The following is a 13,835-nucleotide window of genomic DNA, read 5'->3' on the forward strand; positions in this document are numbered from 1 at the left end:
ATACTCTAAGGCCTTGTACAAGGCCTTTTTTATCTATACACATGAGCATTAGCAAAACTGTATATACCTTTGCCTACGGCACTGATATTAAAGTCTATACCATACTTGAGTGTATGGGCTTTAGCATGATAAGTGTCGCAGCCTTTGTTGCTGTCTATTATCTTTTTGATATAAATACAGCTCTTTTATCCCTGATAGTCACTCTATGCCCTGCCCTTTTTGCTTTGTATCTTGCCATCTCCTTTAAAAGACGGGCCTTAGGACTGCATATAGATCTTAGACACAATGTTTTTATAATGCATGATGTCTTTTGCAACAGATATTATAAAAAAGAGCAGATTGCAGACTACTACCTTGAAAAAAGGCGCTATTTAGATGACTATCTTACAGGCTCTCTCTCCTGTGATTTTATCTTTGTAACAGCAGACGGCTCAAAACTTTTTAGCTTTGACTGTCCTTATGCCTCATATAAGAGGCTGCAAAGTCTTTTAGATAAAATACTATGACACAGTAAATACACTCTCACTTTAAAGGCTGGATATGAGCCTTTGCGCAAAAGTAAAAAACTCTGCCCTTTTACTCAAGAGCAGAGTTTATTTTTTTATAAATCCATTCAAAAATCAGAGCTTTAATAATTTTTCTCTTTTGAAAAAAATCACATTTAAGATTTTTTCTTATTTTGTGTTTTAGCTGTTTTGCTTTTAACGCCGCGGCCTAGATCGCGCATGGCTTTACACTCCTTGAACACGCCGTTTTTATAGGAGCTGCACAGATGGGCTATTTCGCACGCCGAGCACTGCGGTGAGGTGGCCTTGCAGGTATAGCGGCCATGGAGCAGAAAATAATGATGAGCATCTTTTTTAAACTCATCTGGCACAAGCTTTGGCAGCTTGTCCTGAATCTCAAGCGGGGTTTTGCCTGTGCAGTAGCCGGTGCGGTTGCATACTCTGAAAATATGGGTATCAACAGCTATGGTATTATGGCCAAAAGCTACATTTAAAACCACTTTTGCCGTTTTTGAACCTACACCTGGCAGTAAAACCAGCTCTTTTTCGTTATCAGGTACGATATCATTATATTTTTCATGTAAAATCTGCGATAATTTAGCCAGATTTTTTGCTTTGGCACGCCAGAGGCCTATAGATTTAATATATGATGCAATACCCTCCTCACCAAGCTCCATCAAAGCCTTTGGAGTATTGGCTTTTGCAAACAGCCTGTCGGTGACTTTATTGACTGAAACATCAGTTGCCTGAGCTGAGAGCATAACTGCGCACAGAAGCTCAAAGGCATTTGAATAATTGAGTTCAGACTTAGGGTGAGGATTTTTTGCTTGCAGAATTTTTATAAGCTCAAGACGTATTTCTTTTTTGGTTGCCTCTTTAGCAACTGACTTTTTTTCGCATGGAAGTGTCATTGCATCTGCGCTATGATCTTTATGATCTGTTGTTTTCATATTTGATACGGACATTTTAAATTGGTTGAAGCTTTAGTTTTATTTTTCAGTGCTGCCATAGTTAACAACTTTGTGCTGGTACGCTTTTTAGGCCTGTGTCCTTTTATAGGCGTATCCAATCAGCTAAGTGCCGCTCTTGGTATGGGCGGAGCCACCACTTTTGTTCTTATGCTCTCAGCAGTATGCTGCTATGCAGTAAACTCACTGGTGTTGACACCAATGGATCTCATGTCCCTGTCGCTTATAGTAGATATTGTCATCATTGCTATTGCCGTACAGAGTGTTGAAATCCTCATACGTAAAATATCATACGATCTTTACAATGCTTTAGGAATATATCTGCCATTAATTACCACCAACTGTATTGTTTTAGGTCTGGTGCTTTTAAATTCATCTCTTGAGCATACCTTTGTGCAGTCTATTGTCTATGCAGCAGGCGCAGGCTGCGGCTTTACCCTTGTTTTAACCCTATTTGCCGCCATGCGCGAAAGACTTGCTATTGCCGATGTGCCAGCTCCGTTTAAAGGCACAGCCATAGCCCTGATTGCCGCAGGTATTATGTCAATGGCCTTTATGGGCTTTGCCGGCTTTACAGGAAATGCAATATGATAACAGACAGCAATGAAATTCTTTTTATAATCTACTTTTTTGCAGCGCTGCTGATTTTAGGCATTATTCTCTCTCTGCTCGCCCGCGACAAAGGCGGTGAGGATGAAAATTCTCTTGAAAAGAGACTCGAGCGTGCTCTGCCGCAGGTGCAGTGTGCTCAGTGTGGCTATGTAGGCTGCAAGGAATATGCCAGAGCCATGGCCGCAGGTGAGGTGGGATGCAATAAATGTACCCCTGGAGGTCCTGATACTATAAATGATCTTGCCGAGATCCTGGGCATTGACCCGCCTGAGGACAATGAGGGTGATGACATGCTCTTTGTGCCGCGCACTGTGGCCTTTGTGCATAGCTCAGCCTGCACCGGCTGTACCAAGTGTAAAAGAGTCTGTCCAGTTGATGCCATCAGCGGTGCAGCCCGTCAGGCCCATTTAGTTGATCCTGAGGAGTGCATAGGCTGCAATGACTGTGTCAAAATCTGCCCTGAAAACTGTATTGAGCTTATACGCCTTGATCCTACAGTCAACAACTTCAACTGGGAGATTAAATCTATAAGAATTACAGGAGGCGGTGCACAGTAATGGCAAAATCCAATCAGCTTGGCAAAATACTGCAGGGAAAAATATGGAAATTCTTTGGCGGCATCAAACCTGATCCGCTCAAAGCCACAAGTACCCATGCCATTGAAGAGCTGCCACTGCCTTCACTTATAACTCTGCCACTTGAGCGCCATTTGGGCACAGGCGGTCAGGTTTTAGTCAAGGTAGGCGATCATGTCAAGGCAGGACAGATGCTGACCATTCCTGGCGGCAGCCGCAATGTGCCGCTGCATGCCTCAACCTCAGGTCATATTGTAAGTATTGCCAATCAGGTGCTGCCACACCCATCAGGTTTTAGCGGTATGTGTATTACCATAAAGCCAGATATGCTTGACAACTGGACTGATGCTCAGCCTCTTGCCAACTGGCGTGAGCTTGACAGTGACACCTTGATTAAAAAGATACGTCACAGTGGCGTTGAGGGTCTGGGCGGCGCTCAGTTTCAGACTGCCACCAAGTTTGAATCAGCCATTCAAAGCTGCGGCGAGTGCAATGTCTTTATTGTAAATGGTGCTGAGTGTGAACCTGTTGCCACCTGCGATGACAGACTGATGCAGGAGAGAGCTCATGACATTGCCACAGGTATTGATATTGTCAATCATATTCTAAAGCCAAAGATTACCATTGTGGCCATTGAGGATAACAAGCATGAGGCCATAAAAGCCATGCAGGAGGCCCTCAAGGATAAAAGTCAGGTACAGATAAGAGTTATACCTACTATCTATCCATCAGGTGCTGCGCGCAATCTGATTAAAATTTTGACAGGCATTGAGATACCTTACAATGCCCATACCTCAGACTGCGGTATTGTTGTTGACAATGTCGAGACTATCTTTGCCATCAAGCAGGCTATTGTCGATGGTATTCCTCTTATTCGCCGTGTCATTACCATTGCAGGTGAGAATCTGCAAAAATCAGGCAATGCCTGGGTAAGGCTTGGCACCTCGGTGCGCTTTTTATTAAATCACTATAAGTTAAATCCAGAGCGCAGACAGAGAGTTATATTGGGCGGTCCTTTTATGGGCTTTACCCTGCCTAGTATTGATGTGCCTGTAACCAAGGCCACAACCTGTGTCATGGCGCCTTCTATCAGTGAATTTGAAGAGGAGCCTGAGGAGAGCAACTGCATAAGATGCGGTCGCTGTGCCAGGGTCTGTCCGTCACGTCTGGTGCCTTATCTTATGTATGCCTATTCAAAAGCATCAGATCATACAAATGCCAGAAAGTGTGGCATATATGACTGTACCGAGTGCGGCTGCTGTGCCTATGTGTGTCCAAGCAAGATAAAGCTTACAGGCCAGTTTAGAAAGGAAAAGGCCATACAGCGTTTGATTGATGACAAGCAAAAGCGCAATATACGAGCCAAAGAGCGCCAGAATATAAGAAATGAGCGTCTTAAAAAGGAAGAGGCAGCCCGAGAGCTTAAGAAAAAGGCAGCACTTGAGCGTATTGCTAAAGCGCAGCAGATGGCAAAGGATAATCCAGAGGCTGCAAAGGAGCTTGAGAAAAAGCGTCAGGAGGAGCTTGCTCAGGCTAAAGAGCGTGCCCGCCAAAGACGTGAGGCTCTTAAACAAAAACAAAGTGCCGCCGGCACAGCTGCACCACAGACTGCCTCCTCTGCCCCTGGTGAGAGCAAGGGTACTGTCACCTTGTCTACAGATACAGGCAAACTGAAGATTAAAGGCGTTGCCGGCAAGAAGATGGTGCTTGAGAACAACAGCATGCTGCAGGGTGTCAAGTCATCTGACAGTACACAGCATACACAAGAGCAGGACAGACTTCCGCTGCCTTATAATCTGCGACAGGGTGCCGTGGCAAAGCATGCCAAGATTATTGATATCTGGCCTGAGGCTTTAGTCTTTGATCCGCTGCTGCAGAAGGTTGAAAATCCGCCGCAGGATCCTGCCCGCTATGAAAATATAGTCAGCAGTGTCACGCCTTCTGTCTTTGAGCGCAGAATCGAGGAGAGCGGCAAAGTAAAGAAACTGCCTTTAAATCTTACTAAAAAACAGTATTAGGAATATTTTAATGCAAATTACAGTACAGAGCTCCAAGCAGAATCTTGGTATTGAAAATGCTCCGCACCTGCGCGAGAGCATTACAACACAGAAGATTATGTTATATGTGCTGCTCGCATTACTCCCTGCCTTTGGCGTTATGACCTATTTTTACGGTTATGGCACCTTAGTGCAGTTTGTAATAAGCAGTGTTTCTGCCGTATTTTTTGAAATTGTGGTGGCCCTTTTGCGCCATCGTAAAATTGTGCATCATCTAAAGGATCTGTCATATCTTGTGACAGCAGCCCTTTTAGCTCTGACCCTGCCACCTCTTTTACCATGGTATCTGACCATTGTGGCCACAGCCTTTGCTATATTGCTTGTAAAGCATGCCTTTGGCGGTCTTGGTATGAATGTGTTCAATCCAGCCATGGCAGGTTTTATCTTTTTAGTTATAGCTACACCATCTGTGTTCTATTCAACCTATCTAACCCCGACCCACAAGGCCTATGAGGTTGTCACCCTCAATGCCTCGCTTGATGCTATAAGTCTCTATAAATCCCCTGTTATCTATCAGGAGGAGTTAAAAATAAGATCGCAGGGGGCCGAGGCTTTAACCGGCGCCACCCATCTTGAGTCTTTAAAGACTCTAAGAAAAGCCAATGCTGTACATGACACACAGTCTATAGACTTTTCATATGGCGGCAATGAGGCCTATATGTATCTTGCCATTGCCTATGGCCTATCTGGCATCATACTTATTGCCCTGAAGGTTATACACTATCATATGCCTCTTGCCTTTTTGGCAACTATAGCAGGAGCAGGCTATCTGTATCACTATCTTGATCCTGCCATGTCCATTGGCTATATTGAGCATCTGCTTTTAGGCGGCACTATGCTGTGTGCCTTCTTTATCATTACAGATCCTGTAACCAATGCCGGCACACTGCGCGGACGCATAGTATTTTCTATTTTTGTGGCACTGCTTGTCATTGTGATAAGAGTAAACGGCTCATATTCTGATTCTGTAGCCTTTGCCGTGCTGCTTGGCAACTGTGCCGCCCCGCTTATTGATGTTATGACCCGTCGCCGTCCTTTTGGCATAGGTTACAGAGAAGGCGGACTTGACTAGAGATAAATCCATGCAACAGGAAATTAAACAAAAAAAACAGCTCTCACCATTTTTACGTTCACTGCTTGCAGGACTTATTCTGTCTCTTGTCAGTGCTCTTTGTGTGTACCTTGTGCTAAAGGCTGAGCATGAAACGGCAGCCACCATCAAGCTAAACCGTGATGCCAAGATGGAAAACATGCTAATGACCATGCTGCCTAACAATACCATTAATGCAAACTCAAATCTTAAGTGCAAAATTGTAAATAAAAAAGGCATAGGCCGTAATATGAAGGCCTATATTGTCAAAAACAACGGCTCCATTGACGGTTATATCATTAATTTTTCAACGGCCAAGGGTTATACCAATCCACTCTTGCTAATTGCAGGTCTTGATAAAAATCTTAATGTACACCGTGTGGATATTGCTCTGTCCAAAGAGACTCCAGGCATTGGCGACAAAGTAGACAGACGCAAGTCAAACTATCTTGATATTCTAAACAATACCAATGTCAATACACCAAATTTTGATGTAAGGAAGTTTGGCGGCAGCTTTGACTATATCTCAGGTGCCACCGTGACCTCACGTGCCATTGTGGTGGCCACACATGATATGTTAAAGAGTATACAGGATATAAACTTCAAGGAGCTTGCAGACTGCCAGGAGGGTAAGACAAGTGAAAAGTGATCACGAATTTATAGAAGGGCAGATGATTGATGACTTTGTGCCTGCTAAAAAGAAAAACTCACTGTTTAGCATCATAGTCAAAGGCATCTGGAAGGAAAACCCTGGTCTGTGTCAGCTTTTAGGTCTGTGTCCACTGCTTGCTGTAACCTCATCGGCAAGTGCTGCCATGGGTCTTGGCATTGCCACTATTGTGGTCATGATGGCAAGCTCTCTTTTAATTTCACTTATGCGTCGCTTTATTTTAAAGGAAGTGCGCATTCCTCTGTATGTGGTTTTAATTGCCACATTGGTAACTGTGGTTAAATTTGAGGTTGAAGCTTATTTCCCTGAACTGTATGAATCTCTTGGCATCTATCTATCCCTCATTGTCACCAACTGTATTATTATGGGACGTGCCGAGGCCTTTGCAGGACGCAATGGTCCAATTGCCTCAACAGTTGATGCCTTTGCCTCAGGTCTTGGTTTTGCCCTGGTGCTCTTTGCTCTTGGCTCTGTACGTGAAATCTTTGGCAGCGGCACCTGGTTTATGGGAGCTGCCGATATCTTAGGTCCATGGGCACAGTCACTTGAGACCAGACTTATTGGTGAGGACTTTACCTATATTATTGCCATTTTGCCTCCTGGCGGCTTTTTTGTGCTGGCTTTGCTCATTGCCCTTAAAAATGCTATTGAGAGCTATGCCAAAAACAAAGAAGAGAATAAATTTAAGATTAAATCTATAAAAGTATAATTTACACAGATTAAAAAATGGATCTTAAGTCTTTAAGATCCATTTTTTTTGCCCTTACTTTCAGGAACTTTTCCTGCGTGCAAAAAAAATTATGCAGATTAGAGTCTAATCTGCATAATTATAATTTTGTCTTACTGCATAATAGTTGTAACAGCTACGCTACTAGGCTTTCATGGCTCCTACAAAAAGCTCTCTGTCTGTTACATAGTTTTGCAGCTTGCCAAGCTCATTTTTAAATAAAGCCTCTGTATAGCTAAAGGCATTTTTATTTGAGCTTACGAGCTCTTTGAGCTCTTTTTCAAGCATACGATATAAAGCGGCAGCGCCAAGTCTTACGCCAAAGCTGTTGGAGCCGTTGATATATGCATACATCTTTGAGTGCATAATCAGATCCATAGCATCGCGTACAGACATTTTCTTCTGCTCAACAAGTTTATCGCAGATAAAGCTCATATATGAAGCTGCAAGAATGTGTGAACTGGTAATCTGGACTTTTTGTGTAGTAGTATTTGTATCAATAGTCTCATCATACTCCAGCACATCAAGGCTCTTCTCGGAGATAAAGCTGTACATATAGGCAACTTCACCGCCTGAGACTCTGCGCTTAAACTCATCCTTGTCGATGATATTAAGCTCATATAAAGCCAAAGCCACAGATATCTTCTCATTGACTAAAGGGGCAATAACAAGATCATAGTCAAGCTCTGGTCTGATGTTATGACGCAGCTTGAGATAAAAATCTATGCACTCATCATTGATCTCTTTATACTCAAGGATTTTGATACCATTATCTTTGTCAAGATTGAGATTATAGGCATAAATACTCTTATTATTATTTTTAGTATTATTAGGCTCTGTTGTAAAAGAGCATGCCATATCTTCTCTATCTGTAGCACAAAGTATACATGGCACATCAAGAGCAGATATTAAATTATCTGAGCACTCCTGAAGTTTAACGCCACTATAGAGTTTCATTAAATTCTCCTTTAAGAATTTGCAGCAGATTCTCTCCATTAAATCTGATGCCTAGACTGTTAGATAAATCTCACATCTGAATTATCCTACAAATGAGATAGTTTTTTGCAATATTCTTGTTAAATTCCAATAAAGATCAGCTTTTTTTATATATACACACCAGTATAGTGCAAACTTTGTTTGTCTTTTTAATACAAATGCTCACAAAAAAACTAATTTTGCCACCATCATGTGGCAAAGCTTGCCACATAAGAGGAAATTTTTTGCAGGTTTGAAAGTTAAACACAATACAGATGCCTATCTCAATGAGGTCTATTTTACTAAAAATAAGTACATAAAATCAAATATTTAAATATATTTTTTAATTTTTTTAAAAATTGGCACATCAGTTGCAAACTAATCAGGCATAAGGCAAAAGCCATTTAATATAAAAAAATATGAAGCTTAATAAGCTCAGGATGAGAAAACATATAAACTTTTTAAGACAAGAAATCGGAGAATTTTAATATGTTTGGAATATCACTATCTGGTATCAAGAACTCACAGAAGTACCTTGACGTTACCTCTAACAACATTGCCAACGCCAATACCATTGGCTTTAAGAAATCACGTGCAGAGTTTGCCGATCTGTATTCAGCCTCTGTATTCCAGAACCACAAGACCTCTGTTGGTATGGGTTCTCAGAATGTCAGCGTCTCACAGCAGTTCGTACAGGGCAACCTCTCAGGCGATACTGGCAATAACCTTGATATGGCCATTCAGGGCAACGGATTCTTCGTTCTTTCAAATGACAACAACTATGGCGGCACCAACTACGCATCAGACAGAACCTATACCCGTGCCGGTGCTTTCCAGGTTGATAAAAACGGTTTTATCGTTACAGCTCAGGGCGACTACCTGCAGGGCTGGAATGTGAATGACAATGGCGACGCCCAGTCACTTGACATTTCATCAACCCAGGCTATCAAGATCCCTGCTGATACCGGTGCTCCAAAGCAGTCATCAGAGATTGGTATTGGTGTAAACCTGCCAGCCAGCGCTCCTTCAGTCAAGCAGCCTGCTAACTTAGGTCAGAACGCCAACCCTCAGACACAGAATGCACCAAACGGTAAGGCAACTCAGGTATGGAAATCAAACTTTGATCCAAAGGACAGTTCAACCTATACCTGTTCAACTTCACAGACTATTCATGATTCATTAGGCGGTGCCCACACTTTAACCTACTATATGATTAAGAGTGACAAGGTTAATGCCCAGGGTCAGAACCAAAACGGTAACAGCCAGTTCTGGAACGTTGTAGTCTATGTTGACGGCAAGCCAGTTGACGTAGCAGAAGCCAACGGTGAGAACCCAGTTCTTTTAGACGTAACTGATAACAACTCATCAATCACCGGTACCGGTCTTTACGGTTTCCAGGTTGAGTTTGGTCCAGACGGCAAGATGAAGAAGATGATTCCATCTGCTCTGTTCCTTGACCAGGACAATGGTACTTATCAGTCACCACGTCTTGACAACTTTGCAAACGATACATTTGCCAAACCTGGTAATGCCTACCCAGGTCACAACTTTGGTCTGCACAGTGCCTTAGGTCAGGGTGTATCAGATACTCAGGACATTCACATTAACTTTGATGCAACACAGTATGGCAGCTCATCATTCAGTGTTAACAGATCACCTACCAATGATGGTTACTCAACTGGTCTTTTAACCAACGTAACTGTAAGCCCTGAGGGTATCATTCAGGCTGAGTACACCAACGGCCGCTATGTAAATGTTGCCAAGGTAGCCATGGCTGACTTTGCCAATCCGCAGGGCCTGTCCAAGGTTGGTGACACTCAGTGGAAGCAGTCAATTTTATCAGGTGAGGCCACACCAAAAGAGGCCAACCGCGGTGGTGCAGGCTCCATCAAGGGCGCCAACCTTGAAGAGTCTAATGTGGATCTTACAGCATCACTTGTAGATCTGATTGTGGCCCAGCGTAACTATCAGGCCAACTCTCAGGCTCTGCAAACTCAGAATACTGCCATGGATTCAATTATGAATATCAGGTAAGAAATTATTTAGCCGTATCTTGTCTCGTAGGCCTATAGCTTTTGCTATAGGCTTTTTTAAGATAAGGTTTAATCTTCCCCTCGCCTGATTGAAAACATAAAATCAGGCTCCGTTTTAAAAGAACAGCAAAATATCCTTATAACATCCCTATCCAATACTAAGACAAACTCTGTCTTCTTTAATATTCTCTATAATCTGTAGCTACTTTGAGTACCTATTTATACGCATTAAGAGCAGTTTTCACACTTTTATTAATATTTATGTGTATATTGCCCACACTTTTATACATAAATAGCGCATACTGCCTTTTATAGACACTATAAAAGCTCATATCCATTACCTGCGTTTTGGGCATTGTCTGCTTTTATACTTTATAGATTTAAATTTCTACTACTGACTTTTAGTATTGCAGCATGTAATATCTAAAATAGAAAGTTTTACCAGGCAGCTACAAGGAGCGATTATGAGCAGACAGTCTTTTGTACAGAATCTTGATAATAAAGGCATGGCACCTGGTGCTCCTTTTATCATAAAGATGCTTTTTAAAGAGCATACAGCCATGCCAGATAAAGATCTTATGCTCAAAGTGCTTAAAAAACATATAGGCTCTGTTGAGTGTTTTTCCTTTGATGAGCGTATGGCTGCCTTTGCAGCCTTAGATTATATTGCTGCGTTTAAAGATGGCAAATGTCCTGTACAGCTTATGCTCATGCCCTGCGACAGCTTTAAGTGGCAGGATATAGATCCTTTTATAAAAAGTCAGATGTGGGACTGTAAGGATGAGTGCGAGCGCATCTTAGATGAGTGTAAGTATCAGATATTTGCTACAGATATGATGAGCGCTGCGCTTGAGGCACAGGACAGAGCCTGTCTTGATGCTGCCTTTGTCATGGCCCTGTCTGAGCTCTTCCCCTCCTGTGAGGCCTTTTATTTTGTCAACTGCGGCAAGCTTTTAAATGCAGATGATGTACAAAACTGCAAAGCTCAAGGCTGCAATGGCTATATCCACTTTGGTGTAAATGTACGCTTTTTTAATGTTGAGGGCAAGGATGATATGGTAGTTGACACCGTGGGCATGAGCACTTTGCTGCTGCCTGATCTGCAGTATCATTTTCATAATATGGATCCAAATTTAGTGGTCAATCATGCCCTCAATATGGCCTCTTATATATTAGAGCATGATAATCCCATAAAAAGCGGTGAGACTATAGATGGTATAGACAATGGACAGATTAGCCAGGATCTGCAGTGGCTGTGTCAGTATGAAGATGCACTGATTCAGCCTGCACGTGCTGTTATTGATATAAATATGGGTCCATATGCCTCAGGAGCGCGTGAATGAATGGAGTTGTGCTCATAACAGGAGCACTGCTGCTTATAGCTCTTATAAAGCTTATTATAGATAGAAATTACGCAGCTCTAGTGCTTTTTGCTCTGGCCATGGTGGCTGTTTTTGCCTCCGTGCATCAGAGCAGATAAGGGGCTATCAGTGCTCTTTTTATTTGACTCTTAGCTGATTTAGAGGCTGACACTGTTTGCAGCAGGATCTCAAACCACAGAGGTTTTGGGCATATAAACTCTAGCATAAGAGTGAGCCTGTAGCAGGCTCTGGCATTATACCTTCTTATACTTTGTATTGCGGCCACTTCCATCCTGATAGATCAATTTGTTTATAACCATGCGTTTTAGAATACGGCTGGATGTTGTCTGGCTGACATCTAGCAGTTGATCCACATCAGTGCGCACTACATAGCCGTTTTGAGCTATCAAATCCAATATCTTTTCTTCATTGGATCTGCATCCTTTAATTACGTTATCTGCCACTTGGGCAACATTGATGTTTGGAAGTGTAATTTTAAAAGCGTTGCTTGTTACTTCAATTTTAGGCTCCAATTTAGTAGCTGCGTATGCTTTCATAATTTTTGGCATACCAGTTCCATATGCTTCAATCAGTTGCAGGCGATAGAAGACAGCAGCTAACTTCTGATTTCTACAAACAGAGAGACCAAGCATAATATCATCCAAAGAGATTCCTGTAGGAAGACCTCCTACAGATACAAATTCAATTCTGTCATAGTAAATGCTAACAAGTGTGCTGGCGCTAAAGGAGTAATCCCTATGCACCAGAGAATTCATCATTGCCTCTCTTAAAGCTTGTTCAGGATAATCTCTTATATCAGTTCTGTATATCCCTTCAAATGTGGCCTTAGTCTGATTGTGTAGATCAAGATAGGCATATAAATCCTCCATCTGCTGCACGAGCGAACCTGTAAACTCGCGTCTGTCCTGTATTACACTCTTATCAACCCCGGCAAAGGTTGCAGCCTTGATGGTGCTTGGACATTGCTCTGACAGAAGCAATGCTACATTTAAGTAAATACCATCTTGTGACATCATTCGCAAAGTCTGCATCATAGCAGCATCTAGCGAGATATTCCTCCTGACACACTGTTCTTTAGCTGTTTTAAATGACAGATTCTTCTCCAAAGAGCGCATAGATTAAAAACTGTCACCATCAGTTGCTTTAATCATTTTTCTAGTGGCTGCATCAGTTGTCATTAACACCAATATAAATAATGTCGCCTTTTGTATTGGCAAAGACAATCTCTTCTTTGCCAGGATCTGTAACAACTAAAGACCTAAGTTCAATAGTTGAGATCTCAATAAATCTCACAAGACACCTCCTTGTAGTTCTCATAATCACCATTATAGTCATTCTAGTCATTTTATATTTATATCATGACTAGAACATAATATGTGGAGAGAAATTGGTCAATGTGAGTTATCTTTGCCGTTTCTCCATTGCCAATCCAATCAGCCGATCAGTCTGATCCGCCATAAACAGCGGGATGTTCAGCACATCATCATCCAACTTCAAATTATCTAGAGAGAATCTAACTCGGAGCTTGACCTGATCTGGAAACAATTCTTTGAATTTCTTAAAGCTCCTGCTTGTTGTATTGGCTTCGGACTTGATCTCCACAGGTAAAATATCGTTTTCACGCTGAATCAGAAAATCTACCTCATATGGAGGATTTGTCTGCGTCCAGTACCTAGGAGTCACTTCAAACTGTGTAATCAAAGTCTGAAGTACAAAATTTTCGGTTAATGCACCTTTAAATTCGGTAAATAACCGATTACCCTCGCCAAAGGCAGTTGGTGCTAGCTGTGCCAGTCTGCGTAGCAGTCCTACATCTACCAGATAAATCTTAAAGGCAGAGAGGTCATCATAGGCAGCTACAGGCAGGCCGGGGGCAGTACTGCGATAGATCTTATGTACCAGTCTTGCATCCACCAACCACTGCAAGGCATCCTCGTATTCACGAGCCCGTGCCCCTTCTTTGACTACCTTATAGATAAACTTTTTATTTTCTCTTGCCAACTGGGACGGTATGGACTTCCATATCATCGAAATCTTGGGGAATTCTCTGATATTAGGGTGTTTGGCAAAGTCACGCTCATAAGCACCAATAATCCAGGACAGGGCTTCCTGCATAGCATCCACATCTCTTGCCTCCGTCCACATCTTGACGGATTCCGGCATACCACCGGTCACATAGTACATCTTGAGCTTTTCATACAAAGGATTAAAAAAGGCATCGGGAATCCGCTCAATGGTTT

General features: G+C 42.3%; 14 protein-coding genes and 1 pseudogene. 10 read left to right on the plus strand and 5 right to left on the minus strand.

Annotated elements, in window-relative coordinates:
- Window positions 1–41: 41 nt before the first annotated feature.
- Window positions 42–506, plus strand: coding sequence for a hypothetical protein (locus tag DRZ93_RS03225; protein ID WP_113744700.1), 465 nt, complete (start codon window positions 42–44; stop codon window positions 504–506).
- 230 nt (window positions 507–736) lie between these two features.
- Here the strand turns inward: DRZ93_RS03225 and nth are convergent.
- Window positions 737–1,417, minus strand: a pseudogene (gene nth, locus DRZ93_RS03230) (endonuclease III); the annotation flags it as partial.
- Between the two features lie 60 nt (window positions 1,418–1,477).
- On the opposite strand from nth, the gene rsxA reads away from it, so the two are divergent.
- The 6 genes from rsxA to DRZ93_RS03260 are packed head-to-tail and all read left to right on the plus strand — an operon-like array spanning window position 1,478 to window position 7,187.
- Window positions 1,478–2,065, plus strand: a complete 588-nt coding sequence (rsxA, locus tag DRZ93_RS03235; protein ID WP_113744701.1) for an electron transport complex subunit RsxA — start codon at window positions 1,478–1,480, stop codon at window positions 2,063–2,065.
- Window positions 2,062–2,643 carry an RnfABCDGE type electron transport complex subunit B gene (locus DRZ93_RS03240; protein WP_113744702.1) on the plus strand — a complete coding sequence of 194 codons (582 nt, stop codon included), beginning with the start codon at window positions 2,062–2,064 and terminating at the stop codon, window positions 2,641–2,643. The genes rsxA and DRZ93_RS03240 overlap by 4 nt, the downstream gene beginning before the upstream one ends.
- Window positions 2,643–4,679, plus strand: a complete 2,037-nt coding sequence (gene rsxC, locus DRZ93_RS03245; protein WP_113745814.1) for an electron transport complex subunit RsxC — start codon at window positions 2,643–2,645, stop codon at window positions 4,677–4,679. The genes DRZ93_RS03240 and rsxC overlap by 1 nt, the downstream gene beginning before the upstream one ends.
- Before the next feature lie 10 nt (window positions 4,680–4,689).
- Window positions 4,690–5,790 carry an RnfABCDGE type electron transport complex subunit D gene (locus tag DRZ93_RS03250; RefSeq protein WP_113745815.1) on the plus strand — a complete coding sequence of 367 codons (1,101 nt, stop codon included), beginning with the start codon at window positions 4,690–4,692 and terminating at the stop codon, window positions 5,788–5,790.
- Window positions 5,783–6,457: an RnfABCDGE type electron transport complex subunit G gene (locus DRZ93_RS03255; protein WP_146740843.1), complete on the plus strand. Its 675-nt coding sequence runs from the start codon at window positions 5,783–5,785 to the stop codon at window positions 6,455–6,457. The genes DRZ93_RS03250 and DRZ93_RS03255 overlap by 8 nt, the downstream gene beginning before the upstream one ends.
- Window positions 6,458–6,479: 22 nt before the next feature.
- Window positions 6,480–7,187, plus strand: a complete 708-nt coding sequence (locus DRZ93_RS03260; RefSeq protein WP_113746076.1) for an electron transport complex subunit E — start codon at window positions 6,480–6,482, stop codon at window positions 7,185–7,187.
- A 162-nt stretch (window positions 7,188–7,349) separates the two neighbouring features.
- Here DRZ93_RS03260 and DRZ93_RS03265 read toward each other — a convergent pair whose 3' ends face one another.
- On the minus strand, window positions 7,350–8,162 hold the full coding sequence (locus DRZ93_RS03265; protein WP_172458011.1) for a DUF3990 domain-containing protein: 813 nt from the start codon (window positions 8,160–8,162) through the stop codon (window positions 7,350–7,352).
- Between the two features lie 507 nt (window positions 8,163–8,669).
- Between DRZ93_RS03265 and DRZ93_RS03270 the strand changes: the two genes are divergently transcribed.
- The 3 genes from DRZ93_RS03270 (at window position 8,670) to DRZ93_RS13505 (ending at window position 11,693) form a co-directional block, all read left to right on the plus strand.
- Entirely contained in the window at window positions 8,670–10,214 is a 1,545-nt protein-coding gene (locus DRZ93_RS03270) for a flagellar hook protein FlgE (protein WP_113744707.1), read from the plus strand.
- Between the two features lie 463 nt (window positions 10,215–10,677).
- On the plus strand, window positions 10,678–11,556 hold the full coding sequence (locus DRZ93_RS03275) for a DUF4261 domain-containing protein (RefSeq protein ID WP_113745816.1): 879 nt from the start codon (window positions 10,678–10,680) through the stop codon (window positions 11,554–11,556).
- Window positions 11,553–11,693 (plus strand): hypothetical protein, encoded by a 141-nt coding sequence (locus tag DRZ93_RS13505; RefSeq protein WP_172458012.1) that lies wholly within the window; start codon window positions 11,553–11,555, stop codon window positions 11,691–11,693. The genes DRZ93_RS03275 and DRZ93_RS13505 overlap by 4 nt, the downstream gene beginning before the upstream one ends.
- Before the next feature lie 135 nt (window positions 11,694–11,828).
- Here the strand turns inward: DRZ93_RS13505 and DRZ93_RS03280 are convergent, their stop codons facing one another.
- The 3 genes from DRZ93_RS03280 to DRZ93_RS13665 all read right to left on the minus strand — a co-directional run bounded on the left by DRZ93_RS03280 (window position 11,829) and on the right by DRZ93_RS13665 (window position 13,710).
- A complete protein-coding gene (locus tag DRZ93_RS03280; protein WP_218564245.1) occupies window positions 11,829–12,710 on the minus strand; it encodes an ATP-binding protein in 882 nt (293 codons plus the stop codon).
- Between the two features lie 52 nt (window positions 12,711–12,762).
- Complete coding sequence (locus tag DRZ93_RS13845) at window positions 12,763–12,888, minus strand: hypothetical protein (RefSeq protein ID WP_281268103.1); 126 nt, start codon at window positions 12,886–12,888, stop codon at window positions 12,763–12,765.
- 108 nt (window positions 12,889–12,996) lie between these two features.
- Window positions 12,997–13,710, minus strand: a complete 714-nt coding sequence (locus DRZ93_RS13665) for a DUF4143 domain-containing protein (RefSeq protein ID WP_245933778.1) — start codon at window positions 13,708–13,710, stop codon at window positions 12,997–12,999.
- Window positions 13,711–13,835 lie beyond the last annotated feature (125 nt).

Origin of the sequence: Anaerobiospirillum thomasii (assembly GCF_900445255.1) — a bacterium.
Classification (GTDB): domain Bacteria; phylum Pseudomonadota; class Gammaproteobacteria; order Enterobacterales; family Succinivibrionaceae; genus Anaerobiospirillum_A; species Anaerobiospirillum_A thomasii.